Source organism: Streptodolium elevatio (assembly GCF_053592165.1).
The window spans coordinates 260,888-287,655 of the sequence record NZ_JBSFVE010000004.1; the positions used below are offsets into that span (position 1 = coordinate 260,888).

The following is a 26,768-nucleotide window of genomic DNA, read 5'->3' on the forward strand; positions in this document are numbered from 1 at the left end:
ACTCGCGCCAACACCTGGGGCCCCCCCCGTTGGGGGGGGCCCCCACCACTCTCCGTTTACCGAGCCCCTGGCTCCTGACCCCCGAGCTTTCAGCCGCCCTCCGCGACGCGGATCCCGAGCGGGTCGTGGCCCTGGTGGCGGCCACCGTGCAGCACTACCTGACCGGCGCCCTTCCCCCCCGGCCCCGCAAGTCGGATGACGTCGGCGCCACTTCGCCGGAACGGGAACGGGAAGGGGGCCGAGAGCCCCGGGAACCACCCGGTCCGGTGCTGCGTCCCAACGCCATGATGTGGTGGCGACGGCACACCGTTTCCGGACGTCCGGCCATGCGCAGCAAGGCTGTTCTGGCTCTGGCCCTTCTCGCGCCCGCGTCCCTGGCAAGCTCCGGTTGCCTCCTGCCGCCAGGCGACCCGCCGATGGACGACGCCCCGAAAGGCCGGCGGATCGACTCCGCCGTGGCGGTCGAACGCGGGTTCCTGAACCGGCAATACGGCGCCTTCCATCTCGGCCGAACCGAGCGCGAGGCCGAGGTGATCGGATCCCACCTTCAGGCCCCGGCGCCGAAGGTCGACTTCGCCGCGACGGCCTTGGTGGTGATCGCCGTCGGCACCGGATGCGCCGAACTGCAGGAAGCGCAGCTCTACGCGAACGGCGCGAAGTTGCGGGTGCGCGTCAACCGCGGCGAGGACCACGAGGAGTGCGACGCCCCCTACTTGAACGTCCTCTACTTCTCCGTCCCGCTCGCCCGTCTGCCGCATGACGCCCGGTACCAGGACGCTCCGCCCGGGGACTTGGGCATCGGAATCCTGGTGTCCGACGACGAGATCGAGGTCGCACCGGCCGCCACCCCGACGCGCGTGGTCGAGGTGACCGACCGGCGCCAGGTCGAGGACTGGATCGAGCAGAACGGCGGCGGTCCCCCGGCCGAGCAGGACGCCCGCGTCGAGCCGGTCCCGGCGGACGGCGAGCGGCGGTTCGCGTTCCTGGTGCCGGCCTGCGCGACTCCGGATTCGACCCGCGTCGACATAGGGCCGGACGGCCTCCCGGTCCTCGTCGCGGACACCTCGCGCCCGTACCACGCCGAACCGTGCGCCCCGCGTGAGCACTACCTCGTCGTCTACGACGTGCCGGCCGCCGCGTTGCCGCCGCCGGGGGCTATCGCGCCGGCGGCGTCAGGGTGAGACGGCCAAGGTCTTGAGGGCGGACGCCGCGGCGCGCGCGAAGTCGAGCAGGAGCGCGTCGTCGACCGGGACGTGGAAGGCGTACAGCGCCGCGAAGTGCGGGCCCGCGAGCATCAGGTGGGCGATGTCCGGCCTTACCGGGCCCGGCAGTTCGCCCCGGCACACGGCGCGTGCGCAGATCTCCGTGAAGTCGGCGCGCTCGATGTCGAGGAAGCGCCCGCGGAACTGTTCGGCGAGAGCGGGGTTGCGGCCCAGTTCGGCGACCAGGGCCGGGATCACCTCGCGCGCCACGGGGTTGGCCGCGCGCGCCTGGACGATGCGGGCCAGGGCGTACAGGTCACCGACGAGGGACCCGGTGTCGGGCGGCGCCGTGACGTCGATGTCGTGGACGGCCGCCGCAAAGGCGAGTTCGGCCTTGGATCCGAACCGGCGGTATATCGCGGCCTTCCCGACGCCCGCGCGGGCGGCGATCGCGTCCACCGTGAGGCCCGCGTACCCGGTCTCGGCGAGGGCGTCGCGCACGGCCTGGCGCACGGTGCGGTCGACGCGCGGATCGCGCGGGCGGCCGCGTGGCGTGGCGCTCTCGGTCATGACGTCAGAATACGAGACCATGGTTTCGTAATTCACGATGCGGTGGATCTCGGATCCCCTTGCGGAGGTGGCGGCGATGCACGATTTGCGCGAATGGCTCCCTGCTCACGAGTGGAGCAGCCGACACCACCGCGTGGTGGCGGCGCCCGTCGCGGTGTCGGCGCGGTGCATCCTCGACCTGGAGGACTCCGACATGCCGGTCACCCGGGCGCTCATGGGCGCCCGCCAGTTGCCGGCACGCTTCGCGGCGCGCGGCGCGGGATCGGGGGCAGGCCCGGGATCGGCGGACGGATACGCATCGGTCGAACCGGATCCGCCGTCGTCCGAACGCATGCGCCGCCTCGGCTTCGTGGTCCTGCGGGAGAGCGACGAGCCCGGCGTCGGTGTCTCCGCCGGATTCGTGGGCCGGCCCTGGCAGTTGACGCTCAAGTCGGCCGTCGTGCGCGGTCTGGACCCGGCGTCGTTCCTGGCCTTCGACGAGTCCGGCTACATCAAGGCGGTGACGTCGATGTGGGCCGAGCCGCGGCACGACGGGACCAGCCGGCTGATGACGGGGACGTACATCCATGCCACGGACCGCGAGGCGGCACGGCGGTTCGGGCGCTACTGGCTCGCGATCAAGGCCTTCAGCGGGTTGACGCGGATGGACATGCTGCGTGGCATCGCGCGCCGCGCCGAACGCGAGGCCGTGGCGGCGGCCGCGACCACGTCGGCCGGTCCGGCCGGCGCGGCGGGCTCCTCCCGTACGGCGGACCCGGCGGCCGGCACCGGTCCGGCCGACCCGATCGCGACGGACGGCCCGACGCCCGTAACCGCGGACCCGGCACGCCCCGGCAACACGCCGTAGCGCCGCGCGTCGGGCGCATCGCGCGAGGTCAGAGGCACACCTTGCGCGATGCGGCATACCAAATGCCCGAGGTTCGTACAAATGTCGGAGGCCGCTGCGAGACTGTGCGCGTTCGAGGCATCACGCCACGAGAGGAGCGGTCCTCCATGATCACACCCCCCGACTTCCCGACCGGTACGCCGAACTGGCTGGACCTCGGCAGCCCGGACATCGACGCCGCGGTCGCGTTCTACGGCGGCGTGTTCGGCTGGTCGTTCCAGGGCCTGGGCCAGGAGGCCATGGGCTACGGGTTCTTCCAGATCGACGGCAAGACCGTTGCGGCCGTCGGCCCGCTTACCGAAGAGGGCGCCACCAGCGCCTGGACGACGTACTTCAGTACGCCCAGCGCCGACGACGCCGCGAAGACCGCGGTGGAGGCGGGCGGGACGGTGCGCGTCGAGCCGTTCGACGTGTTCGACGCGGGCCGGATGGCCTGTCTGACCGACCCGACGGGCGCGGAGTTCGCGGTGTGGCAGGGGAACACCACCAAGGGCGTCGACATCGCCTGTCAACCGAACACGTTCCTGTGGACCGAACTGCACACCGGCGACGTGCCCGCCGCGACGGCGTTCTACCGCACGCTGTTCGGCTGGCGTAGCGAGGTCATGGAGATGCCGGGCATGTCCTACACCGTGGTCTCGACCGCCGAGGGCGAGGACCAGGGCCAGGCGGCGTTCGGCGGCATCTGCCCGCCGATGGACGAGGGCGCGCCGACGCACTGGGTGCCGTACTTCGACGTCGAGGACCCCGACGACATCTCGCGTCGCGTCGAGGCGGGCGGCGGCACGGTGCTGGTGCCCGCGGAGAACATCCCCGAGGTGGGCCGCATGGCGTGGTACGCCGACCCGGCCGGCGCCACGTTCGCCGTCCTCAAGCCGGACCCGCAGCAGGGCGGCTGAGTCCCGGCGGCGGCGCGTACCAGGGCTCCCGCACACGACGAAACCCCTTCCGCACGGGAGTCGTCGTCGGTACGGGAGCCCTTCCGCGTCCGATCGGCCGAGTTCGGCCCAACTCAGGCAGCTCAGGCAGCTCAGGCGGGGACGGACGGGATCGAGATGCCGATGCCGCCCTTGGTCCCGCCGCCGTAGCGCGCCTTCTCCTTGGCGATGTCCAGCGACTGGGTCGGCTTCGAGCGCGCCTCGGCGAGGACGTCCGCGGTGATCAGGTCCGCCGGCAGGAGCCAGCTCACCTCGAACTCCATGCCGTCCGGGTCCTTGGCGTACAGCGCCTTCGTGGTGCCGTGGTCGCCTGCCCCGACGAGCGCGCCGGCCTTGGCCAACTCCCCGCCCACGCGCTCCAGTTCGTCGAGCGTGTCGACCTCCCACGCGAGGTGGTAGAGGCCGACGGAGGTACGCCCGGCGCCGGAGTCCGCGGCGGCCGAGCCGATCTGGAACAGGCCGAGGTCGTGGTCGTTGGTGCTGCCGGACGCCTGGAGGAACGCGGCGCCGGGGAAGGCCATGACCGTGCGGAAGCCCAGGACGTCGGCATAGAAGGCGACACTGCGCTCGACGTCGCGGACGTACAGGACGGCGTGGTTGAGGCGGGTGACCGGCATGGCGTGCTCCAAGGGATCGGGCTGCTCCCTCGACGATAGCTCGATTTAGTTAACCATTCAACTAACCATCGGAACGCCGGGCCCGCGCTCGCCCCCCACCACCGCCGGCCCCGCGCCGATGACAGGCCGGACATGCGTCGCAATCGCGTGACCGATGCGCGGCCGATGCGTGGCCAATGCGTCGGTCGAACACGCTCGTCCCGCGGGTCAGCCGCGGCGCGGCCCCGGGCGCGGATGGTCGGCGCGCCCCTCGAACGGCAGTACCCGCTCTGCGTGTTCGGCCCGCTCCCGCGCCGCGGTGATCTCCTTCTCGGCCTCGCCGCGCCCCTCCCAGTGCGACCCGTCCACCGACTTGCCGGGCTCCAGATCCTTGTAGACCTCGAAGAAGTGGGCGATCTCGTTGAGCTGATGCGCGGGCACGTCGGCGATCTCGCGCATCGCGGTCCGCCGCGGGTCATGGGCCGGTACGCACAGGAGCTTCTCGTCGGGGCCCTTCTCGTCGCGCATCACGAACATGCCGAGGGCGCGACAGCGGACCCGGCAGCCCGGGAACGTCGGCTCGTCGAGCAGCACCAGGGCGTCCAGCGGGTCTCCGTCGCCCCCGAGGGTCTCGGCGACGAAGCCGTAGTCCGCGGGGTAGGCGGTCGAGGTGAACAGCATGCGGTCGAGCCTGATGCGGCCGGTGTGCCGGTCCATCTCGTACTTGTTCCGGCTTCCTGCCGGAATCTCCACGACGACGTCGAACTCCACGACGGCTCCTCCCTGTTTTTCGCCCGCTTCGGCCCGTTCGGTGGCAATGACACGGCAATGACAGAGGTGCATATCGGCGCAGTCGTGGACCTTCCCCGGTGAAGGTGCCGTTACGCCCGCGTGAACCGGCCGGATCGGCATGCCCGGCGTGCTTCCGCCATCCCTTGACTTGGTCAATAAAGAACGGTTTCCTGTCCATCGCCGGGTCCGGTGCGCACCGGACCGGCCGCGACCGCGCGACGAGCCGCAGAACGAGGGGAAACCGCCATGATCCGCATCGAGGACACCGACCGCGTACGGATCCTGACCCTCGACCGTCCCGACGCCCTCAACGCCTTCAACGAGGCCCTCTACGACGCCACGTGCGAGGCCCTGATCGACGCCGCGGCCGACCCGTCGGTCGCCGTCGTGGTGCTCACCGGAACCGGCCGCGCGTTCTCCGCGGGCACCGACCTCGTCGAGATGGCACAGCGCAACGCGGGCGGCTTCGTCAACGGCAAGCACGGCTTCCCGGGCATGGTCGACCAGCTCGCGGCCTTCCCGAAGCCGTTGTTCCTGGCCGTCAACGGGCTCGGCCTCGGCATCGGGGCCACCGTCATCGGCTTCGCCGACATGGTCTTCATGTCGACGGACGCCCGCATCAAGTGCCCGTTCACCTCACTCGGCGTCGCCCCCGAGGCGGCCAGCAGCCACACCTTCCCGGCACTCATCGGGCGGCAGCGCGCCGCGTGGGTGCTGCTCAGCTCCGAATGGATCAGCGCGCAGGAGTGCGTCGAGCTCGGACTCGCGTTCAAGGCCGTCGCCCCGGACGACCTGATGGCGGAGACCCTGCGGCACGCCAAGGTGCTGGCGTCGAAGTCGGTCGCGTCACTGGTCGAGTCGAAGCGCGTGCTGCTGGCGGCGCTGGGCGATCAGCTCGACCGGGCCCGCGAGCGCGAGAACGAGGCGTTCAAGCTGCTGCTGGGCGGCCCGGCCAACCGCGAGGCCCTGACCGCCTTCGCCGAACGCCGCGACCCGGACTTCGCCGCCGTCGACGCACGCACCGCGGGCGGCGGCACAGGCGACAAGGCAGGCGACGGCGGGCAGTCCGCCTAGCGGGGCTCGCCGGGTGCGTCGTCCCCGGCCGCGACGGCCGAGCGGGCGAGGACGAGTTCGGCGCGTACGAGTTCGAGCAGACGGCCCATCCAGTGCCGCTTCGTCTCCCCCGGCCCGGCGCCGTCCCAGAACGGGTCGAGGCTCTGGTAGACGATGCGCGCATCACCCGTGGACACGAGGATGTCCGCGAGATCCGGGTGCTCGCGGAACTTCGCGCGCAGCAGCTCGGTCATGACGGCGAGGCGCACCGCCGGCCACTCGGGGCGCTCCGGGTATCCAGCCGCGACGTAGGGGACGCGTATGCCCATCGGCTCGGCGGCCACGGCTTCCCGGCCCGCGTCGTCGAGGATCGACAAGGCGTGGAAGGCGTGGTGCAGGGAGGGGTACGTGGCGCCCGCGACGGTCGTCTCGAGGGGGAACTCGTTGCGGAGCGCGCCCGGGTCCCGCGGCGGCGGTCCGTCTGGGTGGGCGAAGTTCACGTCGTACAGCTCGACCGTCGATGCGGTCGCGAGCTGCGCGGCCTTGGCCGCGGAAGCGGCCTCGTCGCGGTCGTCCCATTCGGCGGCGTACTCGGCGAGCTCCTGCCGCGCCTGCTCTGCCTCGTCGGCGGAGATCTGTTGGCCACCCCAGAGCGTGGCACCCTCGTCGTGCCACATGACCCGGTACGCCGCCTGCGTCGACGCGGAGTCGACCAGCCACCCCCACCGGTCGGGGACGGCGTCAGCCGCAGTACGCATGGCAGCCAATGCCTCCGGCGAGGACTCGCGCCCGTAGGCGCGGACGGCGGCGTAGAAGCGGTCGACGGTGTCGGGCCTGCCGTTGAGCCGGTCGACCGCGTCGGCCATCTCCGTGATCAGCGCCGTGGGGTCGTCGTACGACATGGTGGCCTCGGCAACGGTCCAGTCCCCGAAGTCGTAGGCGTGGACCTGCATGCCGTCCTCGACGTGCGCGACGATCTCCCCGTCGTGGACGGCCTCGACGAACCGTTCGAAGGACCAGGTTGCCCAGGGGCCGCCGCCGACGGACACGATGCCGTCGGCGTACGCGGCGAGGTTCACCAGCTCCAGGCGGCCGTTGAAGCGGTGGAGCGCGGGACGGGACAGGCCCTCGACACGAGAGCCGTCGACCATGCGGTGGGTGGGATGCACGCGCGGAGCCTAGGACCGGACGGCCGCCGGGAGAACTGATTTTCGACTCGACCTCCCAGAGACGCCGAAATGCGCGTTTTGGTGGGGATCGTGCAGTGGGGTGATACTGACGCGGTTCCCCCGATGTCCCAGCACCAGGACCTGCGCGCCCATGAGTACCACCCCACCCGTGTCACCGGCCCCCGGCAGCAACGGCCCCGAGCGTGCCGCAGGCCGGGCAGGCGGCTCGGTCGGGCGGTTCGGGCAAGTCGGCAGGGGTGGGGCCGGTGGATCGGGCGCCGCGGCCGTCGGCTCGGGTGGACCGGGTGAACGCAAGGCGGGCGAGGCGGTGGGCCGCGACGGGGACGAGCATCTGGGGCACGGCCTCAAGCCGCGCCACCTCACGATGCTCGCGCTGGGCGGGGCGGTCGGCGCCGGGCTGTTCGTGGGCACCGGGCAGGGCATCCGGACCGCCGGGCCCGCGATCCTGATCTCGTACGCCCTCGCTTCCCTGCTCGTCGTGCTGGTCATGCGCATGCTCGGCGAGATGTCGGCGGCGTCGCCGCGCAGCGGGTCGTTCTCGGTCTACGCCGAGCGCGCGTTCGGCCGCTGGGCGGGCTTCACCGTCGGCTGGCTCTACTGGTGGATGCTGACCGTCGTGCTCGCCGTCGAGTCCGCGGGAGCCGCGCGGATCGCGCACGGCTGGTGGCCGGACGTACCGCAGTGGGTGTTCGCGCTCGCGATCATGGTGTTCTTCTCCGGCGCCAACCTGCTGTCGGTCAAGGTCTTCGGCGAGTCCGAGTTCTGGTTCGCGGGCGTCAAGGTCTTCGCGATCGTCGCGTTCCTGGTGCTCGGCACCCTGGCGATCCTCGGTTGGCTGCCGGAAAACGACGCGCCCGGGCTCGGCAACCTCACCGGGCAGGGCGGATTCCTGCCGAACGGCTGGTCGGGAGTGGTCACCGGCCTACTGGCGGTGGTCTTCGCGTTCGGCGGCCTGGAGGTCGCCACCATCGCCGCCGCCGAGTCCGACGACCCGGCGCGGTCGGTGGCCCGGGCGGTACGCACGATCGTGTGGCGCATCGTGCTCTTCTACATCGGCTCGGTGCTCGTCATCGTGACGCTGCTGCCGTGGGACTCGGACGCGGTCGGATCCGGGCCGTACGCGGCGGTGCTGGACCGCATCGGCATCCCCGGCACGGCCACCCTCATGGACGTCGTCGTCTTCGTCGCGCTGCTGTCCGCGCTCAACACGATGCTGTACGGCGCGTCCCGCATGGTCTACTCGCTCGCCGAACGCGGCGAGGGGCCGCGAGCCCTGCTGGCCGTCTCGCGCGGCGGCGTACCGCGCCGGGCCGTCCTGGCGTCGTCGGCCTTCGGGTTCTTCGCGGTGCTGCTCAACGTGTGGTGGCCCGAGCAGGTGTTCAAGCACATGCTGAACTCGGTCGGCGCGATGCTGCTGTTCGTGTGGTTCGCGGTCGCCGCCTCGCAGTTGGTGCTGCGGCGGCGGTACGAGCGCGAGGCGCCGGAGAAGCTGGTCGTGCGGATGTGGCTGTACCCGTACCTGACTTGGGCGTCGCTCGCCGCGATGATCGCCGTGGTCGCGCTGATGGTCTTCGGCCAGAGCGACGACGCACGTACCCAACTCGCTTCGTCCTCCGCGGTGGTCGCGGTGATCCTGGCCATCGGCCTGCTGCGCGAGCGGAAGTCCGTCCCGGGCTGAGTCGTGTCTGCCTGGTCTCAGGGCCGCAGCCACTCCAGGAGTTTGGCGCGGGTCTGCGACTCGCCGAACAACGAACTGTGCCACACCGCCCGGTCCGCGGTGAAGTGCAGTGCGCGCTCGTCGGGGATCGGGAACCCGGAGGCGGACGCGCCCGCGGGCATATCGCGCAGGCACACGCCGTGCGTGGGGACGACCAGGTCGTTCGCCTCGGGGAACACCGAGTCCATGAGGAGATCACCGGCACGCAGCTTCAGTGCGAGGCCGTCCGCGGGCTCGAAGTCGGCGTGGATGCCGTAGAACTCCGTGCCCCCGCAGTCGGACGCGGCGAGCGCCTCGAGAACGGGGCTGCCGGGGCACATGGCGCACAGCCCGTCGAGGTCGGTCAGCGCCGCGTGCCCGAGGATCTGCACGGCGGTCATCAGGCCGGCCAGGGTGTCGCCGACGATCTCGGCCGGACCCGGCAGCAGGGTCAGCAGGTTGGTCTGGCGGTCGATGAACTTGACCACGTGCTCGGGATCGGCGAGCGGCGTACCGCGGTTCGGGGTGGCCGCGAACACGACTCGCCGCACGCGGTACTTGGCGTCCGGCGCGCCCTGGCGGCGGACCAGTTCGCGGGCGACCAGGCCGCCTCTGCTGTGCGCGACGATGTCGACGTCGAGCGGGCCCGGTGCCAGGGTCATGCGGTGCAGCGCGTCGATGTTGGCCTCGACGGAGACCGAGACGGTGGGGTGGTCGAAGGCGATGACGCGGCCGCCGTACGCCGCGTGCAGCGCCGCGACCGTGGCGGTGTCCAACTCGCCGAACCCGCCGTGGCTGGTAGAGAAGGTGCCGTGCACGAGGAGGAGTACGCGGCCTTCGGTGAGGCGCGCCCACTGCTCGGCGGTCTCGATGCGGGAGTCGGGCGCGTAGGGCACGGCGTAGTTGTCCGGCGTGACCGTCCGCACGCCGTAAGGGCGCGTCTTGATCTCGTGCTGCTGGGCGAGGTTGTCGACGATCGGGTCGAGCACGCGGTCCACGATCGGGTAGACGAACACGACGAGTTCGTGCACGACCTTGCGGACGATCGTGCCGATGATGCCCTCGTCGAGGTTCGGCCCGTCGGGCGGCGGCGGGGCCTCGGTGGTGTCGAGGGCCGCGGCCGGTACGGCGAACCGCGTTGTCCCGGCAGCGGGTTCGCCGGTTGCCCCGTGGACCGGGTCGGCTCCGGGGGCGGCGGCGCTCTGCGGCCATGCCCAGTGCCACAGTCCCGCGGCGTCCTGGTAGCGCAGCACCTGGGCGGTGCCGGGTGCGGAGGACGGGACGTCCAGGATGAGGTCCGAGGCGGGTGCGGGCGACAACGATTCGAGGCCCGGCGGCGGCGCCTGCGCGGGCAGTACGCCGTCCGGTCCGGTCGGCGCGGGGCCGGAAGCGGGCGCCCCCTCGGCGGGCGCGGCCGTCGTGCTGACCACGAATGTGCGCTCGGCCGTCATCCCGCTCGCCGCCAGCGCCGCGTGGACCGGGTCGACGGCGACCGCCAACCCCTCGTCGGCGAAAGGCCGTTCCGGTACCACGTCGACGCCGATCAGAAGCCCGGGGGCGGTGAGCGCCACCCCGTCGCCGAGGTCGACGTGGCCCTGTCCGCTGAATGTCCCTGCCATGGCGATTCCCCCCGGAATGCCGAATGACCCCCGCGCCGCAATCGCGTCGCTGTGCACGACGATACTGCCGGAAGCCCCCGTTCCGAGGGCCGTACGGCCAAGCCCGCGGCTCGCCGCCGCCGTCGCGGTCAGCCGCGCGGCGTACGCGAACCGGCCGGGTCGGACGACCATTCCGCGGCCAGGCGCTCTTCCAGGTGCTTGCCCTCGATGTCGGGGTCCGGCACGTACTTCGCGAACCACTGCGGGTGGTACCAGAGTTTGCCGCGCACGATGGCCATGACCGCCGGGACGAGGGTCAGGCGTACCACGAACGCGTCCAGGAACACGCCGGCCGCGAAGCTGAAGCCGAGGGCCTTGATCGTCGGGTCGTCCGTGAACATGAAGGCGACGAAGATCGAGAACATGATCAGCGCCGCGGCGGTGACCACGCGGGCGGACTGCGCGGTTCCGCGTTCGACCGCACCGCGCGCGTCGCCGGTCTCCGAGTGGTCCTCCTTGATGCGGGAGACCACGAACACCTCGTAGTCGCTGGACAGTCCGAAGATGATGGCCAGCATGATGATCGGCAGGAAGCTGATCGTCTCGGTCGGCGTGATGCCGAAGATGTGCTCGCCCCAACCCCACTGGAACAGCGCCACCTGGGCGCCGAACGCGGCCGCCACGGAGAGCAGGAAGCCGAGGATCGACTTGATCGGCACCAGGATCGTCCGGAACGCCAGCGTCAGCAGGACGAACGCGAGGCCGACCACCACCGCGAGGAACACCGGGAGCGCGTCCGCGAGTTTCTGCGAGACGTCGACGTTGGACGCGGTGGTGCCGCCGACCGTGACCGGGACTCCCCCGGCCGCCGCCTCGACCGTGGCGCGGTTGTCGCGGATGCGGTGCACCAGGTCGGCCGTCTCCTCGTCGTTCGGCGCCGTGGTGGGGATGACCCGGACGACCGCGACCTGGTCGTTCACCGCCAGCGGCGCGGCCGACGCGACGCCCGGCTGCTGGTCGAGCGCGACGGCGAGCTGCTGGACCGAGTCCTGCGAGACCGCACCGTCGGCGACGACCAGGAGCGGACCGTTGAAGCCGGGCCCGAAGTTGTCCTCGACCAGGTCGTACGCCTTGCGCTCGGTCGTCGACGTGGGCTGCGACCCGGAGGTCGGCAGCCCCAGTTGGATGTCGAGCGCGGGGATCGCGAGCACCACCAGCAGGGCGACGCCCGCGAAGAGCACCGGGATCCGGAAGCGCACGACGAAGCGCGCCCACTTGGCGCCGAACGTCCGCGCCGGCTCCGTGGCGGCGGTCTTCGCGACCGTCTCGTGGTGACCGGGGCGCAGGCGCGTACTGACGAACCGGATCAGCGTCGGTCCGGCGAAGCCGGCCAGCGCCGGGAGCAGGGTGAGGGCGACGAGCAGCGCGATCGTCACCGCCGCGGCGGCGCATAACCCCATGACGGTCAGGAAGGGGATGCCGACGACGGCCAGTCCGCACAGCGCGATGACGACGGTGAGCGCGGCGAACACCACCGAACTGCCGGACGTGCCGAGCGCGAGGGCCACGGAGTCCTCGGTGGGTGTGCCGCGCAGCAGTTGGTTGCGGTGCCGGTAGAGGATGAACAGGCCGTAGTCGATGCCGCAGGACAGCCCGAGCATGATCGCGACGGTGGTCGACGCGGAGGCGACGTCCACGACGGCCGCGACCGCCGTGACGCCCATCAGCGAGATGACCACGCCGATGACCGCGGTGGCGATCGGCATTCCGGCCGCGACCAGCGCGCCGAAGGTCACCAGCAGGATCACCAGGGCGACCGCGATGCCGACCAGTTCCGGGGTCTCGGAGACCTCGATGCGCCAGCCGGGGTAGACGCTGCCGGTGTACTCGACTTGGACCCCCGCGTCGCGTACCGGCTGCATCGCCTTGACCAGGTCGTCGATGCTGGAGTCCTTCACCCCGGCGGGGTCCTCGGAGTACTGCACGAAGCTCTGCGCGACGCGGCCGTCGGGCGCCACGCTCTGGGAGGCGTCGGACACCGAGACGACCTGGGGCACCGACTTGGCCTGCGTCAGCGCCGACTGGATCGCGGACTGGTACGCGGGCTCGGTGATGCTGCCGCCGCCGGGCGCCGCGAACACGATCTGCGTCTGCGCGCCGGCCAGGGCGGGGAGCTTCTGCTCCAGCAGATCGGTCGTCTGCTGCGACTCGGTGCCCGGGATGGTGAATTCGTCGTTCGTCTGGCCGCCGCTCGCCGTCGCGGTGACGATCGCGGCCACCAGGACCACGAGCCAGAAGGCGAGCACCCAGCGACGGCGCCGGAACGCCCAGCGGCCGAGCCGGAACAGGTAGGTGGACACGCGGTTCCTCCGACGCCGACTCCCGCTCCGGCGTGCGCGCCAGGCGGCCTGTGCCGCGGCCCCGCACCCCGGCTGTCGGCGTGCGGCCCCTGGCCGAAACATGATGATTGTCGGCATATCGGAACGCGCTCCTCGGAACGCCTCGCCGCGAAGGGCCGCGCATACGCTCACTTGGCCGAACCGCGGGCCGGGGTCGACGAGCAACGGGCGACGGGCCGCGCGCAGCGGGCGACGCGCAACGGGCAACGGGCCCGGTCGACTGGGCAGCCCAGGCGGCGTTCCGCGGGTGACCGGTGCCTACGAGGCGGTGTCCTCGGGCGCCGCGCGACCGGGCACGGCGTCCTTTTGCCGGCCCGGGGCCAGCAGTGATATCGCCGTGGCCAGCGTCCCCGCACCGACCGCGATGCCGCACGCGACGGCGAACTGGGTCGGGCCGGGGATGCCGTGGGACCCGGTCGCGAGGACGGTGGCGGCCTGCTGCGCGCCCAGTGTCATGCCGATGTTGCGGGCGACGGTGTTCGCGCCGGTCGCGGCGGCGGTCTGGGTCGGCGGCACGGCCGCCACGACGACGTTGGCCAGTGCGGTCTGGAGCAGCCCGACGCCGAAACCGACCACGGCGCTGGCGACCAGGGCCTGCCATACCGCGGCGTGCCACAGGCCGAGCATGCCCATGCCGCCGGCGGCGAGCGCGGTGCCGCCCGCGAGGACGAGCCGCGAGCCGTACCGTGCTCCGACGCGGCCGCCGACGACTCCCGCGACCAGAATCGTGAACGACTGCGGCAGGATGAACAGCCCCGCCTTGGTGGCGCTGAGCCCCATGCCGAACCCGGTGGACTCCGGCAGCGCGGCCAGCTGCGGCAGCAGGAACATGCTCGTCGACATCGTGACGCCGGAGAGCACGGCCGCGGCGTTCGCCGTCCAAACCGCACGCAGCCGCATCGTGCCGAGGTCGATCAGCGGGGCCGGGCTGCGCCCGGCGGCCGCCGCCCAGCACAGCCCGAACACCACGGACGCGGCGAGCAACCCCAGCACCCCGGCCGATCCCCAGCCCCACTGCCCGGCCTTGGTGAGCGCGAGCAGCAGGCTCACCAGGGTGCCGGAGAGCAGGACCGCACCGATCCAGTCCACCGGCCCGGGTTCTCCCGGCGCCGACCGCGGGACCCATGCCACCGCGGCGGCCAGGGCGGCGACGATCAGCACCAGCGGGAACCAGAAGAGCCAGTGGTACGACATGTGCGTCACGATCGGGCCGGCCGCCACGATGCCCACACCGCCGCCGACGCCGGTGAGTGCGGACAGCAGCCCGATCGTCGCCGCCACTTTCGCGGACGGGAACGCGTCGCGCACAATCGCGAAGGACAGCGGGAACACCGCGCCGCCGAGTCCCGCGATAACCCGGCCGACCACGAGAGTGGGCAGCGTCGTCGCCAGCCCGCACAGCGCGGTCCCGGCGGCGAGCAGCCCCAGCACGGCCAGCAGTACGCGGCGGTGCCCGAACATGTCGCCGAGGCGTCCGGCGAGCGGCGTGGCGACCGCCGCGGACAGGATGAAGGAGTTCATCATCCAGGCGAGTTCGCTGGTGTCCGCGTGCAGCTCGCGCTGGAGGGTCGGCACCGCGGGGCCGACCATCGCCTGGAGCTGCGAGTAGGCCATGGTGGCCAGGACGAGCGCCGCGAGCAGCCGGGGATCGGCGCGTTCGCGGGTCTTCTGTGCGCGGCCCGCGGCGGCATGCGCCGCACCCGCACCCGCCCCCGCACCTGCTCCGGATCCCGCAGACCGCCGTGGCACGTTGTGTCCCGCTCCCTCGGCACGCGGCAGCCGCGCCCCCATCTGACACCCCGTCAGTTACCGATTCTGGCAGGTGGGCGTGTGGTTTGTCCGCACTTCCCGAGCACTAAATCATCGGCTGTTGACAGAACGGTCGGCGAGGCGGGCCCGCATGAAGGGCACGGGGGTCCGGCCGACGATGAGAGTGCCGTGCGGCAGGCGGGTGCCGGCGGGAGGATCGGCGGCCGGGAGGACGGCGGACAAGGGCGCCGCGGCGTGGATGCCGACGGGGCCGGCGCCGTCCGGCAGGGTGGCGACACGCAGGATGTCCTCGACCGGGTCGTCAGGGCCGGGGGCGACCGCGTTGACGAGTACGCCGCGATGCGGACCGGCCGCGACGGCGCGGGCGAACGCGCGTACCGCCGCGACCTGGGCGACGCGCGACGCGACCTCGATCCACGCGGGCCAGCCCTGGTCGGCGGCGGTCCCGTCCTCGACGGCGGCGACGTACCCGTCCAGCACGCGCGCGAGGTGCGGCAGGTCGGCGTCGGGACCGTCGAACCGGTCGCGCAGGCCCTGCGGCAGGTGGTCGAGCGACCCGAGCGCGCCGCTCACCACGACGAAGCGCGCGCCGTCGCGCAGGACCGGCGAGAACGCGGCCATCAGGCGGTGCACGCCGTGGTTGTTCAGCTCGATGTAGTCGCGGACCTGGTCGGCCATCCGCAGTCCGGGGGCGACGGCGCCGGTCGTGTGCACGATCACGATGTCGACGCCTCCCCCGCCCGCGGTCGCCGCGGACGCGGCCAACGCCCGGGCGGCAGGGGCGTCGGGTAGTTGGTCGGCCGCGGCCTCGCGCACCACCGCCCCGGGCGCCAGACGACGTCGCAAGCCGCGTACGACGGCTCCGCCGATCCCCTGGTCCGCTCCGGTCACGACGGCGCTTGCGGGCATGGCTGACTCCCTGGGGATGTGCGACGTCGCGGACGTCGGGACGTGGTGATGTGCGGCGGCCGCGGTGATCGCGGCGAATGCGTGTGCCATCCAAGATGCGCGGACCGGAGCCCCGGAACAACGGCGAGGGTCGCAACCTTGGTTAACTCAGGGGTTACCGATCGCGATCCGAGGCGGTCGCGGAAGGCGGAGCGGGGTACGTGGAACTGCGCGACATCGAGATATTCCTGACGCTCGCCGAAGAGCTGCACTTCGGTCGCACCGCGGACCGCCTGCTGGTCTCCCGGGCGCGCGTGAGCCAAGCCGTCAAGCTCCAGGAACGCCGCATCGGGGCGCCGCTGTTCGAGCGTACGAGCCGCAACGTGACGCTCACGCCCATCGGCGCCCGGCTCCGCGACGACCTGGCGGAGGGCTACCGCCTCATCAACGAGGGCATTGCCCGGGCGAGTTCGGCGGCGAAGGGGCTGACCGGCGTCCTGCGCCTGGGCATCATGGACGCGATGCTGCACGAGATCCACGCGGTGACCGACCTGTTCCGCGAGCGCCATCCGGAGTGCCGCCTGCAGATCCGCGAGGCGCAGATCGGCGACCCGTTCGGGCCGCTGCGCTCCGGGGCGGTCGATGTGCAGTTGGTCTGGCTGCCGGTGGAGGAACCGGATCTGACGGTGGGTCCGGTCGTGGTCACCGAACCGCTCGTCCTTGCCGTGTCGTCGCGCCACCACCTCGCCGGGCGCGACACCGTGTCGCTCGAAGACCTGGCCGAGGGGCCGGTGTTCCAGGCGGTGAGCAACATCCCGGCCTACTGGGAAGAGGCGATCAACCCGCGCGTGACACCGAGCGGCAAGCCGATCCCGCGCGGACCGGAGGTCGCCACGGTGCACGAGACCCTGGCCAACATCGCGGCGGGGCTGGGCATGTCGCCGGTGCCCGCGCACGCACCGAAGTACTTCGCGCGGGAGGACATCGCGTACATCCCGATCCACGACGCCGCGGAGCTGCGGTGGGCGCTGGTCTGGCGCAGTGCGGGCGAAAGCGCGCTGGTACGGGCGTTCGCACAGGCGGCCCGCGACGCGGGAACACGCCGCGTCTGAGGGCTACTTCGGCGGAGCCACCCGACCGCGCAGCACGGCGGCGGTGAACTCGTCCAAGGGGTAGAAGAGTTCGATGGCCAGCTCGGACAACGTGACGTCGGCGGGCGTCCCGAAGGTGGTCATGGTGCCGAACATCGAGAGCACGCCGACGGGCGTCCGTACGCGGATCGGCACCTGGATCGGGCTCGGCCGGGCGGCGGGGGTGTCCGGCCAACCGGCGTCCGGGTGGGGCGGCGCGGACCCGTCGGCCAGGGCGGCGGGCGGGGCGGGGTCGGGGTAGGTGCTGACCTCGTCGTACAGCGCGCACAGTTCGGCGTCGCCGGTCGCCTCCACCTGGCGCCGCAACCGGGTCAGCGTGAGGTCGCGCACCTGGTCGAGGTTGGCGAGCCGGGCCGCGAGGCCTTCCGGGTGCAGCATCAGCCGGAAGACGTTGGGCACGGGTGCGAGGAGGTGGTCGGGGATTCCGTCCATGAGCACCCCGAGTGCGCCGTTCCCGGCGACCACGTTCCAAAGGCGGTCGACCACGACTGCGGGGTACGGCTCGTGCGCCTTCATCATCATGTCCAGCGCCGCCCGGATCGCCGCCATGTCCTCGTCGTCGAGGCTGCTCTCGCGGTACGCCGGGGCGTAGTCGGCGGCCATCAGGAGCACGTTGCGCTCGCGCAGCGGGACGTCCAGCGCCTCGGACAGCCGCAGGATCATCGACCGGCTGGGCAGCGCCCGGCCGGTCTCCAGGTACGACAAGTGCCGTGCCGACGTGTCGGCCAGCAACGACAGGTCGAGTTGGCTGAGCCTGCGGCGCTGCCGCCATTCGCGCAGCAAGGCCCCCACCCGGGTGGTCGGCGCGGTCTCCATGATCGCGAGGGTAGTGCGTTCGTGGTCATGGCGGCCATGACCTCACAGGTCATTGAGCGGCGGCACGGCGCGGTGGCACGGTCGTGGCACCGCCCGCCGCCGGGCAACACGGCCGGGAGCGGCCGGGCGGCCGACACGGAGGAGCAGGCCATGACACGCACCGCCGCCGGAACACCGACCACCGCAAACGCCAACGCCGCCGTCGACGCCCTCACCGCTTCGGCGGCAACGGCCGGCACCACCGCCGACACCGCGGCGCACACCACCGCGGCGCGGCCCGTCGGGCCGGCCCCGCCCTCCCCCGACGAGTTGCTGCGTGCCGCCGTCCGGCTTGACGCGTGGGCAGCCGGCGCGTTCGGCGTCTTCCTGCTCGCCCTCGGATCCCTGATCGACGGGCCGCTGGGGCTGCCGCTCGCGTGGTCGGTCCCGTTCGGCGTCGCGATGCTCGGCGGGGCCCTCGCCCTCGCCCTGATCGCCAGGTATCCGGAGATCCCGGCGCCGCTCGCGGTGCTGGTCGTCTCGTGCAACGCGGCGTCGAGCGCGGCACTGCTGGTGCTGGCGTTCGTCGACCTGGTCCCGCTCACCGGGTGGGGCCGCGTCTTCATGCTCTGCGGTGCGGCGATCGTCGCGGCCTTCGCGGCGGCGGAGTACGTCGGCCTCGCCCGCCTCCGGGCGCCGGAACGCGCTCGCACGTAGGGTGGGCGTCCCCGGTACCGGCCGGGTCGGAGAGGAGGCGGCATGCACGAATTGCGGCAGCACCACTACGGGTTCGCCCACGGGATCCTCCCGCAGATGGCCACCACGATGGGGCCCCGGCTGCTGGACGAGCCGCCGCCGCGCGGGTACGACGCCGCCCTCGCCGCGATCTGGGACGGCTACGGCGAGTCCCTTCCGGAGGAGGCTCGTCTCGACCGGCCCGGGCTCGCCGGGCAGTTGGTGGAACGGGACGGCCACCGAATGCTGGTGGTCACGCTGCCGCCGCCCACCGCCCCGGCCGAGGCCTACTTCGCCGCCGTCGTCCGGGCCCCGGGCGCCGCCGCGTGCCGGTACTTCACGCTGGAGCACACCGTCAGCCCGATCGACGGCGCCGAGGGCACGGTGCTCGGCGGATGGGCGGACGGCAGCCACCTCAACTACGGTTCCTCGGGCCCCGCGACGGTCGAGAACTTCGTGGCCGCGATCGTGCGGAAGTCGGGACAGGGCTGAGGGGCGCGGCGCCGCCGGGCGGCCCCGGCGGACCGGTCCGCGGCCCCACGGCCCCGGACCACGGCCCCGGAACGCGGCGTCAGGCGTACCGCTCCTTGAGGTCCTTCTTGAGCACCTTGCCCGCCGGGTTGCGGGGCAACGTGCCGACGATCTCCAGGCGTTCGGGGAGCTTCTGCACCATCAGGCCCTGCCCGCGCAGGTATTCGCCGAGCGCGTCGAGCGTCGGCGGGCTGCCCGGGTCGGCCGCGACGACCACCGCGCACGCGCGTTCGCCGGTCGCCGGGTCGGGCAGCCCGATGACGGCGACCTCCGCGACGTCCGGGTGTCCGCTCAGGAGGTCCTCGACCTCCTTGGCGCTGATGGTCTCGCCCTTGCGGATGATGACGTCTTTGAGACGGCCGGTGATGAAGACGTTGCCGGCGCCGTCGATCCGGCCGAGGTCGCCGGTGCGGAACCAGCCGTCTTCGTCGAACGCCTCGGCGTCCAACGACGGGTCGAGATAGCCGAGCATCAACTGCGGCCCCTTGGCGCGCAGTTCACCCTCGCTTCCTGGCGCGGCGTCGGAGCCGTCGGAGGCCACGACGCGCAGCCGCACGCCGTTGGTGGGGCGTCCCTCGGCGGCCGCGAGTGCGTCGTCCGGGTCCTCCACACCGGCCATGGTCAGGATCGGCGCCTCGGTCAGGCCCCAGCCCGCGACGATGCCGACGCCCCCGAGCTCCTTCTTCATCTGCGCGTGCAGGCCGGGCGGCTTGGGGGCGGCGCCGCCGGGGAAGCAGCGGACCTCGGGGAACAGCGGCCTGTCCGGGTCGCGGCGCTGCGCGGCGAGGTACGTCTGATGGAACACCGTGCCGGCGCCCGCCAGGGTCACTCCTTCGCGACGCAGCAACTCGACCGTGACCGCGGGGTCGAAGGACTCGGTGAGGATCATCGCGACACCGAACACCACCGACGACGTGAGCCAGGTCGTACAGCCGCCGATGTGCGCGAAGGGGAAGACCAGGCCCACGCGGTCGCCCGGTACGCAGGCGATCCGCTCCGCCATGCCGGTGCCGCCGGCCATGACGGTGGCGTCGGTGTGCCGGGCGCCCTTGGGATCGGCGGTGGTGCCGGACGTGTAGAAGTACCAGCGCACAGGCGCCTGTTCGGGACCGTCCGGAATGGCCGGGGGCGGTGGCAGCCGGGCCGGGTCGCCCGCGGGCAAGGCCACACCGGGGGCCGCGCCTTCGGAGGACGCGTCTACGGAGGCCTGGCCTTCCGAAGTCCCGTTCTCCCGCACCGCGCCGTCCAGGACCATGACCTCCAGCGCCGGGTTGCGCGCCGCGACGGCCGCGGCCATCGCCGGGTAGTCGAATCCGCGCCACACCGGCGGCACGATGAGCAGCCGGGACGCCGCCTGGTCGGTGACGAAGGCGAGTTCGCGCTCGCGGTAGATCGGCATGACCGGGTTCTGCACGGCGCCGAGCCGGGCCAACGCGCCCACGACGACGACCGACTCGATCCAGGTGGGCAGCTGCCACGTGACGACGGTGCCCTCGCCGACCCCGCGGTCGGCCAGGTACGCCGCGAACTTCTCGGCGGCGTCGCGGTACTGACCGTACGTCATCCGCCGACCGCGCTCGTCGGCCATCATCTCCGTGTCGGGTGTCTCGTCCGCCCGCGCGGCGATCGCCGCCCAGAAGCTCGTGTGCATGCCTGCTGCCCCTCCTTATGCCCTGCCGTCGCGGGCGAGAGCCTGCTTGGCGATGACGATCTGCTGGATCTGGCTGGTGCCTTCGTAGATGCGGAAGAGCCGGGCGTCGCGGTAGAACCGCTCGACGGGGACCCCGCGCATGTAGCCGGCACCGCCGTGCACCTGTACCGCGCGGTCGGCGACGCGTCCGACCATCTCGCTGCAGAAGTACTTGGCGCAGGACGGCGCCATGCGCAGGTCCTCGCGGCGGTCGAACTCCCCCGCCGCGGCGACGACCATCGCGCGCCCCGCGTACACGTCGGTCTGCGAGTCGGCGATCAGGCCCTGGATGAGCTGGAACTCCGCGATGGGGTGCCCGGATTGGCTGCGGGACTTGGCGTACGCGACGGTCTCCTCCAGCAGGCGCTGCGCGAGCCCCACGCAGAGAGCGGCGATGTGCAGGCGGCCGTGCGCGAGGCAGCGCATCGCGGTGCGGTAGCCCTGTCCGAGTCCGGCGTCGCCGCCGATCAACGCGGCGTCGGGGACGGCCACGTCGTCGAGGAACACCTCGGCGGTCCAAGCACCTTGCTGGCCCATCTTGTGGTCGCGCGGGCCGACGACGAGACCGGGGGTGGCGGCGGGGACGAGGAACGCCGAGATCCCGTCGGCACCGCGGCCGGGGTTGTCCGCATCGCGGGCGAAAACCATGAAGACGTCCGCCACCGGGGCGTTGGTGATGAACCGCTTGGCGCCGTTGAGCACCCACCCGCCGTCGGCCCCGCGCCGCGCACTCGTACGCAGGTCGCCCGGGTCGGACCCGGCCTCCGCCTCGGTGAGCGCGAACGCCGCGGTCCACTCGCCGCTCGCCAGGCGCGGAAGGTGGAGTTTCTTCTGCTCCTCGGTGGCGCCTTCCAGCAGCACGTGCCCGGCGATGCCGTTGTTGGTGCCGAACATCGACCGGAAGGCGGGGGTGGTCCAGCCCAACTCCATGACCAGGGAGACTTCCTGGCTCATCGTCAGGCCGAGGCCCCCGTACTCTTCGGGGATCGCGAAGCCGTAGAGCCCCATCGCGGCGGCCGCGGCGCGCAGGTCCTCGGGGATCGTGTCGGTCTCGTCGATCCGCGCCTCCAGCGGCACCACCTTCTCGCGGATGAAGCGGCGTACCGAGGCCACGATCTCGTTCACGTCGGAGTCGTCCACCGGGTCTTCCTCCTCGACAGCAGGCACGGCGCGGCGGTGCCTGGGACGGGTGCGCGCTCTAACCTTATAAACTTTGTGAGCGCAGCCCTAGTGGTCACCAGGCGGTGATGTGACCCGCCACATGTTCGAGGTCGGCGAGTTGGTCCGGGTCGTACCCGACGACCACGACGATCGGCTCGTCGGCGGCGACCGCCCTGCGTACATCGTGCAGGTGCTCCTCGATGCCGACCGGCGGCCCGTCCGGAGCCCAGCACACGACCGGCACCACGATGCCGCGCGCGGCGGCCTCCGCCACCGCCTGCTCGGTCGCCGCGTCGGGGCGCTCCCCGTCGACGAGGGCCAGCGCGGGCAGGTCCGGCTCGGCGGTACGCCGCGCGGCGACCGCGGCGGCGGCGAACCCGGGGGTGGGGACGGCGGGAAGCTCGACGGTCCGCGGGCGCAGCGTGGGGAACGTCCGCCCGAGGTAGAAACCCGCGGTCCCGGCGTCGGCCGCGACCATGCCGCGCTCGCCGAGCAGGAGCGCGTATTGGCGGGTTATCAGCGTGGGCGCCAGGGGCGGCGTCGCGCCTCCCCACGCCTTCTGCACGACGGCGGCCAGTCGCTCGCGCAGTGGCGCTTCGACGGTCTCCTCGCCGGACCGGTGGGCGCAGCGCACGGCGAGGATCTCCAGGTCGCCGACCGCACACGGCACCACGGGGAGCCCGTCGGGCAGGGCGGGCGGTTCGCCGTCGACGAGGCCGGTGGCCAGGATCAGGTCGTACGCCTCCAGCCCGCACAACGCCAGGTCGTGCTCCTGGAGGCCGATCGTGCCGAGGTGGTAGTCGCTGTCCCAGGGCAGCACGCCCTTGGCACGCCACGTGTTGTAGACCCCGATGCGGGCCTCGGCGGCCAACGCGCGCAGCCCCGGTACGGCGTCGTGCTCCACGACCCCGGACCCGGCCACGACCAGGGGCCGACGGGCCGCGAGCAGCGCTTCGGCGAGGTTGTCGAGCGTCTCGGCCCGCGTGGCCCCGTCCTGGTCGTCGTGTGCGAACCAGGACCGCATGCGGGCCTTCCAGGGGCTCTCGTCGTTCATTCCCACCTCCGCGAAAACACCCCTGGCCTGGGCTGTCCGGCCACAGCACTAGACGTACCGCAAGGCGTACCAAAGCACCACCACCGCCCCGCCTGCCACGTGCGTTGCGCGGCGAGGGCAAGGGGTCCGGACGCGGTCCGAACGGCGGTTCGAGGTGCGTGCCGGGTGCCCGGGGCAGGGGCGGCGGGCAGACCGCGTGCGTCGAATGCGGAGGACACCGAAAGCGCGCGGCCCACATGCGCGCGATGTTCGGATGCGCCGGATGCGCGCCGCGTCAGACGTACATGAAGTGCGGGGACGCCACCACGAGGGTCGGGACCAGCAGGGCCGCGGCGGTGAGGGCGCGGAGGGCCACGACGGCGACCGGGGTCCGGGGAGTCCGCGGCTGGCGGACGGTCAGCTCCTCCTGGCGCTGCTGCGGCCACGCGAAGCAGGGGCAGAAGGGGCCGTTGGCCTGGCCCGGGCCGGAGAGCTTCGCCAGCGCGCGCCGCAGGTTGGACCGGGCGATGGGGCCGTGCACGTCGGCGTCGGCGCCCTTCTCGGCGAGTGCCGCGCTGTGGTCGGCCCAACGGACGAAGAAGCCCACCCGGGGGTACGCCTCGGCCATCGTCTCCGACGCGGTCATCCACAGCGCGTCGCGGCGGCGCAGGTGGCCGGACATGTGGGTGAGGACCGCGTTCAGCTCCTCGGGCTTGAGCAGGTCGAGCGCCCGCGTGGTGACCTCGACGCGCGGCGGGCGGGAGGGCAGCAGGACGAGCCGCGGCTGCGCGTCTTCGACGATCACGAGGCGCGGGTGGCCGCGCTCGATTTCGTCCAGGACCGGGCTGGTGGCCTCAAGACGGTCGAGCTGGACGTGCAGCGCGCGGCGGTAGTCGCGTACCACCGGTCCCCCGCGCCGCCAGCCGGCCGCCAGGCCGAGCAGCACCGTGCACGCGACGGCGACCTGTACGGCGAGTGGCACGTCCACGAAGCCGATGCCGGGCGCGATGCCCATCGCCCGCGCCGGGGCGGTCCACAAGTCGGTGGTGAACACCGGCACCGCGAGGGCCAGGGAGACCAGTGCGCCACCCGCCGCGGCCCGCCAGCCCTGCTGCACGAGGCGCGGGCTGAAGCCGGCCGCTTCGGCGCGGTCCAGCACGAAGGGCGCGGTCACGAGAATTGTCGCCGCGAAGAGCGCAAGCACGAACCCGTGCATCACGTCGCTGCCGCCTTCCGCCCTGGGCACCGAGGGACCCCTGTCCGCACTTTTCTACCAAGAGGAGGCGGCTGTGCCCAGCATTCCGAGGGTTCACACGAAAGGGTTTGCTCACACTGGCAAATTGTGTGCGGAGCGGACGGCGGCGCGGGGTCGCGTGGGGGCGGTGCGAGACGTGACGAGGGGCGTTAAACCCGGGCAAGTGCCGTGGCTCACGCCCCTCCACACCTCGTGCCGCGCCGCGCGGGGCTCAGCGGCCGTCGGCGAGGTCCTGCAGGGCCGGGCGGGCCGCGCCGAGGACCGCGTCGAGCCATGCGGTGTGGTCGTGTTCGGCGAGCCAGACGTCGAGTTCGGCGAGCGGGACGTACGCGACCTCGCCCACCTCCTCCGGGTTCAGCTCCAGCGCGCTGCCGACGCGGCCCACGAAAAGGTGGTTGAACTCCTTCTCCACGAGGCCGGAGACCTCGTCGGTCACGTCGTACGTCACCAGCCCGGCGGGGATCAACACGGCGGGCTTGACGCCCAGTTCCTCGCCGACCCGGCGGGCGACGGCATCCGCCGGGGCCTCGCCGGGGAACGGGTGGCTGCAGCACGTGTTCGACCAACGCCCGGGCGAGTGGTACTTCGTGAGCGCGCGGCGCTGCATCAGCACGGCGCCCGCGTCGGGGCCGCCGTCCTCGCCGAGCAGGAACACCGAGAAGGCGCGGTGCAGTTGCCCGGGCGGCTGGTGGGCCGCGAGCTTTTCCGCAAGCCCGATCGTGTTGCCGTCCGCGTCGACAAGCTCGACCATCACGATGTCGGGCGACGCTGCCTGCGTCATGCGTGCTCCCTACCGTCCCGCTACTGTCCGTACTTACCCCAAAACCCTACCGGCCCCGGCTTTATGCCGTGGGCATTCCGGGCGGTATTCGGACCACTCCCGAGTGCCGCGGCCATCGACATCGCAAGGCCGTACTGCTTCACTGCGGACCATCGGTTAATGAGGTTTCATCACAAGCTTGCGTACGGCGGGAGGGCTCCTCATGCACGACCTGGTGATCCGCGGCGGCACGGTGGTGGACGGGACGGGAGCGACGGCGCGTACGGCCGACGTCGCGGTACGGGACGGCCGCGTCGTCGCCGTCGGCGACCGGTCCGGCATCGGCGCCGGACGCACTGAGATCGATGCCGACGGTGCGCTGGTCACACCGGGCTGGGTCGACATCCACACGCATTTCGACGGGCAGGTCACCTGGGACGACCTGCTCACCCCGGCGTGCTGGCACGGCGTCACGACCGTGGTCACCGGCAACTGCGGGGTGGGCTTCGCCCCCTGCCGCCCCGACGAGCGGCGCCGGCTCATCGAGCTGATGGAAGGCGTCGAGGACATCCCCGGCACCGCGCTGCACGAGGGCATGCAGTGGCACTGGGAGTCGTTCCCCGAGTACCTCGACTACCTGGCCACCCGGCGCATCGTCATGGACGTCGGCACGCAGATCTCGCACGGCCCGGTCCGCACCTACGTGATGGGCGAGCGCGGCGCGCGCAACGAGCCCGCGACCCCCGAGGACATCGCCGCGATGGCCGCGATCGTCCGGGAGGCGATGGAGGCGGGCGCGCTCGGCTTCACGACGTCGCGCACGATCATGCACCGGGCGATCGACGGCGAGCCGGTGCCGGGCACGTACGCCGCCGAGGACGAGCTGTTCGGCATCGGTACCGCGCTGCGCGAGGCGGGGCACGGCGTGTTCGAGGTGGCGCCGGCCGGGGTCGCGGGCGAGGACGACCTCGCGCCTTCGCGGGAGGTGGCGTGGATGCGGCGGCTGGCGGCGGCGATCGGCCGGCCGGTGGCGTACGGCATGACGCAGTCCAACGCGTCGCCCGCCCTGTACCGCGACCTGCTCGCCGAGACGCAGGCCGCCGCGGACGCCGGGGCCGAGGTGTGGATGCAGGTCGCCGGGCGGGCGACGGGCCTCATCTTCAGCCTGGAGACGACGTACCACCCGCTGCGCGGCCGGCCGACGTTCGACGCGCTCGCCGCGCTGCCGATGACCGAGCGGGTGGCGCGCCTGCGCACCGCGGAGGTCCGCGACGCGATCCTGGGCGAGAGCGGCTCGCAGTCCTCGCTGCTGAGCGCGTTCGGTGACCGCATCGTGCCGATCGGCGACGAGGTCGACTACGAACCGGCGTACGAGGACAGCGTCGTCGCGCGGGCGAAGCGCGAGGGCCGCGAGCCCGACGCGGTGCTCTACGACCTGATGCTGGAGCGCGACGGCCGCCGCATGTTCATGATCCCGATCCTGAACTACGCGGACGGCAGCCTCGAACCGGTACGCGAGATGCTGCTGCACCCGCGCTCGGTGTTCGGCCTCGGCGACGCGGGCGCGCACTGCGCGACCATCTGCGACGCCAGCATGACCACGACGATGCTGACCCACTGGGCGCGCGACCGCTCGCGCGGCGACCGGCTGCCCCTCGAACTCGCCGTCAAGAAGATGACCTCGGACACCGCCGCGCTGTACGGCCTGCGCGACCGCGGCCGCCTCGCCCCCGGCATGCGCGCCGACCTCAACGTGATCGACCTGGAGCGGCTGCGCACCCACCCGCCGGAGGTGCTGTACGACCTGCCGGGCGACTGCCCGCGCCTGATCCAGCGCGCCGACGGCTACATCGCCACCGCCGTCGCGGGCAGCGTCACGTTCCGCGAGGGCGAGCACACGGGCGAGCTGCCGGGCACCCTGATCCGCGGCCGACGCGGCTGAGGCCCGACCGCCCGAGAACGACCCGAGGCCCCGTACACCGCATGGGTGTTCGGGGCCTCGGGCTTACATATCGTCGGGTCGGTACTGCGCCCCGTTCACCCGGATCTCGCCGGACGACGGGGGTCAACCAAGACCTG

General features: G+C 72.4%; 23 protein-coding genes. 9 read left to right on the forward strand and 14 right to left on the reverse strand.

Annotated features, from left to right (window positions below; all coding sequences use genetic code 11):
• Positions 1 to 326 precede the first annotated feature (326 nt).
• Complete coding sequence (locus tag ACWD12_RS10940) at positions 327 to 1,181, forward strand: hypothetical protein (RefSeq protein ID WP_450099258.1); 855 nt, start codon at positions 327 to 329, stop codon at positions 1,179 to 1,181.
• Here ACWD12_RS10940 and ACWD12_RS10945 read toward each other — a convergent pair.
• Complete coding sequence (locus ACWD12_RS10945) at positions 1,173 to 1,772, reverse strand: TetR/AcrR family transcriptional regulator (RefSeq protein WP_450099259.1); 600 nt, start codon at positions 1,770 to 1,772, stop codon at positions 1,173 to 1,175. The genes ACWD12_RS10940 and ACWD12_RS10945 overlap by 9 nt on opposite strands.
• Positions 1,773 to 1,848: 76 nt before the next feature.
• Between ACWD12_RS10945 and ACWD12_RS10950 the strand changes: the two genes are divergently transcribed.
• Entirely contained in the window at positions 1,849 to 2,619 is a 771-nt protein-coding gene (locus ACWD12_RS10950; RefSeq protein ID WP_450099260.1) for a hypothetical protein, read from the forward strand.
• 146 nt (positions 2,620 to 2,765) lie between these two features.
• Positions 2,766 to 3,557 carry a VOC family protein gene (locus ACWD12_RS10955; RefSeq protein WP_450099261.1) on the forward strand — a complete coding sequence of 264 codons (792 nt, stop codon included), beginning with the start codon at positions 2,766 to 2,768 and terminating at the stop codon, positions 3,555 to 3,557.
• Positions 3,558 to 3,688: 131 nt separating this feature from the next.
• On the opposite strand, the gene ACWD12_RS10960 is transcribed toward ACWD12_RS10955, so the two are convergent.
• Together ACWD12_RS10960 and ACWD12_RS10965 are read right to left on the reverse strand one after the other, a co-directional pair.
• A complete protein-coding gene (locus ACWD12_RS10960; RefSeq protein WP_450099262.1) occupies positions 3,689 to 4,213 on the reverse strand; it encodes a VOC family protein in 525 nt (174 codons plus the stop codon).
• Positions 4,214 to 4,420: 207 nt separating this feature from the next.
• Positions 4,421 to 4,963, reverse strand: coding sequence for an inorganic diphosphatase (locus ACWD12_RS10965; protein ID WP_358349186.1), 543 nt, complete (start codon positions 4,961 to 4,963; stop codon positions 4,421 to 4,423).
• A gap of 267 nt (positions 4,964 to 5,230) precedes the next feature.
• Here ACWD12_RS10965 and ACWD12_RS10970 point away from each other — a divergent pair, with 267 nt between their 5' ends.
• Complete coding sequence (locus tag ACWD12_RS10970; RefSeq protein ID WP_358349188.1) at positions 5,231 to 6,058, forward strand: enoyl-CoA hydratase/isomerase family protein; 828 nt, start codon at positions 5,231 to 5,233, stop codon at positions 6,056 to 6,058.
• On the opposite strand, the gene ACWD12_RS10975 is transcribed toward ACWD12_RS10970, so the two are convergent.
• Positions 6,055 to 7,206 carry a DUF7638 domain-containing protein gene (locus ACWD12_RS10975; RefSeq protein ID WP_450099263.1) on the reverse strand — a complete coding sequence of 384 codons (1,152 nt, stop codon included), beginning with the start codon at positions 7,204 to 7,206 and terminating at the stop codon, positions 6,055 to 6,057. The genes ACWD12_RS10970 and ACWD12_RS10975 overlap by 4 nt on opposite strands.
• 151 nt (positions 7,207 to 7,357) lie before the next feature.
• Here ACWD12_RS10975 and ACWD12_RS10980 point away from each other — a divergent pair, with 151 nt between their 5' ends.
• A complete protein-coding gene (locus ACWD12_RS10980; RefSeq protein WP_450099264.1) occupies positions 7,358 to 8,905 on the forward strand; it encodes an amino acid permease in 1,548 nt (515 codons plus the stop codon).
• Between the two features lie 17 nt (positions 8,906 to 8,922).
• Here ACWD12_RS10980 and ACWD12_RS10985 read toward each other — a convergent pair whose 3' ends face one another.
• The 4 genes from ACWD12_RS10985 to ACWD12_RS11000 form a co-directional block, all read right to left on the reverse strand.
• Positions 8,923 to 10,542, reverse strand: coding sequence for a DUF7379 domain-containing protein (locus tag ACWD12_RS10985; protein WP_450099265.1), 1,620 nt, complete (start codon positions 10,540 to 10,542; stop codon positions 8,923 to 8,925).
• Between the two features lie 128 nt (positions 10,543 to 10,670).
• Positions 10,671 to 12,881: an MMPL family transporter gene (locus ACWD12_RS10990; protein WP_450099266.1), complete on the reverse strand. Its 2,211-nt coding sequence runs from the start codon at positions 12,879 to 12,881 to the stop codon at positions 10,671 to 10,673.
• A 297-nt stretch (positions 12,882 to 13,178) separates the two neighbouring features.
• Positions 13,179 to 14,669 carry an MFS transporter gene (locus ACWD12_RS10995; RefSeq protein WP_450099267.1) on the reverse strand — a complete coding sequence of 497 codons (1,491 nt, stop codon included), beginning with the start codon at positions 14,667 to 14,669 and terminating at the stop codon, positions 13,179 to 13,181.
• A 111-nt stretch (positions 14,670 to 14,780) separates the two neighbouring features.
• A complete protein-coding gene (locus tag ACWD12_RS11000) occupies positions 14,781 to 15,599 on the reverse strand; it encodes a hypothetical protein (RefSeq protein WP_450099268.1) in 819 nt (272 codons plus the stop codon).
• Positions 15,600 to 15,799: 200 nt separating this feature from the next.
• Here ACWD12_RS11000 and ACWD12_RS11005 point away from each other — a divergent pair, with 200 nt between their 5' ends.
• Positions 15,800 to 16,690, forward strand: a complete 891-nt coding sequence (locus ACWD12_RS11005) for a LysR family transcriptional regulator (protein WP_358347697.1) — start codon at positions 15,800 to 15,802, stop codon at positions 16,688 to 16,690.
• Positions 16,691 to 16,693: 3 nt separating this feature from the next.
• On the opposite strand, the gene ACWD12_RS11010 is transcribed toward ACWD12_RS11005, so the two are convergent.
• Entirely contained in the window at positions 16,694 to 17,545 is an 852-nt protein-coding gene (locus ACWD12_RS11010) for a helix-turn-helix domain-containing protein (RefSeq protein WP_450099269.1), read from the reverse strand.
• A 150-nt stretch (positions 17,546 to 17,695) separates the two neighbouring features.
• On the opposite strand from ACWD12_RS11010, the gene ACWD12_RS11015 reads away from it, so the two are divergent.
• Both ACWD12_RS11015 and ACWD12_RS11020 read left to right on the forward strand, forming a co-directional pair.
• On the forward strand, positions 17,696 to 18,241 hold the full coding sequence (locus ACWD12_RS11015; RefSeq protein ID WP_450099270.1) for a hypothetical protein: 546 nt from the start codon (positions 17,696 to 17,698) through the stop codon (positions 18,239 to 18,241).
• A gap of 42 nt (positions 18,242 to 18,283) precedes the next feature.
• The gene (locus ACWD12_RS11020; RefSeq protein WP_450099271.1) at positions 18,284 to 18,751 is read left to right on the forward strand and encodes a hypothetical protein; all 468 of its coding nucleotides are present in this window, start codon (positions 18,284 to 18,286) and stop codon (positions 18,749 to 18,751) included.
• 79 nt (positions 18,752 to 18,830) lie between these two features.
• Here the strand turns inward: ACWD12_RS11020 and ACWD12_RS11025 are convergent, their stop codons facing one another.
• The 5 genes from ACWD12_RS11025 to idi form a co-directional block, all read right to left on the reverse strand.
• Positions 18,831 to 20,441 (reverse strand): AMP-binding protein, encoded by a 1,611-nt coding sequence (locus tag ACWD12_RS11025; protein WP_450099272.1) that lies wholly within the window; start codon positions 20,439 to 20,441, stop codon positions 18,831 to 18,833.
• A gap of 15 nt (positions 20,442 to 20,456) precedes the next feature.
• Positions 20,457 to 21,647 carry an acyl-CoA dehydrogenase family protein gene (locus ACWD12_RS11030; protein ID WP_358347711.1) on the reverse strand — a complete coding sequence of 397 codons (1,191 nt, stop codon included), beginning with the start codon at positions 21,645 to 21,647 and terminating at the stop codon, positions 20,457 to 20,459.
• A 67-nt stretch (positions 21,648 to 21,714) separates the two neighbouring features.
• Complete coding sequence (locus ACWD12_RS11035; protein WP_450099273.1) at positions 21,715 to 22,695, reverse strand: hypothetical protein; 981 nt, start codon at positions 22,693 to 22,695, stop codon at positions 21,715 to 21,717.
• Between the two features lie 274 nt (positions 22,696 to 22,969).
• Positions 22,970 to 23,920 (reverse strand): hypothetical protein, encoded by a 951-nt coding sequence (locus ACWD12_RS11040; RefSeq protein ID WP_450099274.1) that lies wholly within the window; start codon positions 23,918 to 23,920, stop codon positions 22,970 to 22,972.
• A gap of 220 nt (positions 23,921 to 24,140) precedes the next feature.
• Entirely contained in the window at positions 24,141 to 24,710 is a 570-nt protein-coding gene (gene idi / locus ACWD12_RS11045; RefSeq protein ID WP_450099275.1) for an isopentenyl-diphosphate Delta-isomerase, read from the reverse strand.
• 202 nt (positions 24,711 to 24,912) lie between these two features.
• On the opposite strand from idi, the gene ACWD12_RS11050 reads away from it, so the two are divergent.
• Positions 24,913 to 26,631: an N-acyl-D-amino-acid deacylase family protein gene (locus ACWD12_RS11050; protein WP_450099276.1), complete on the forward strand. Its 1,719-nt coding sequence runs from the start codon at positions 24,913 to 24,915 to the stop codon at positions 26,629 to 26,631.
• The last annotated feature ends 137 nt before the right edge of the window (positions 26,632 to 26,768 follow it).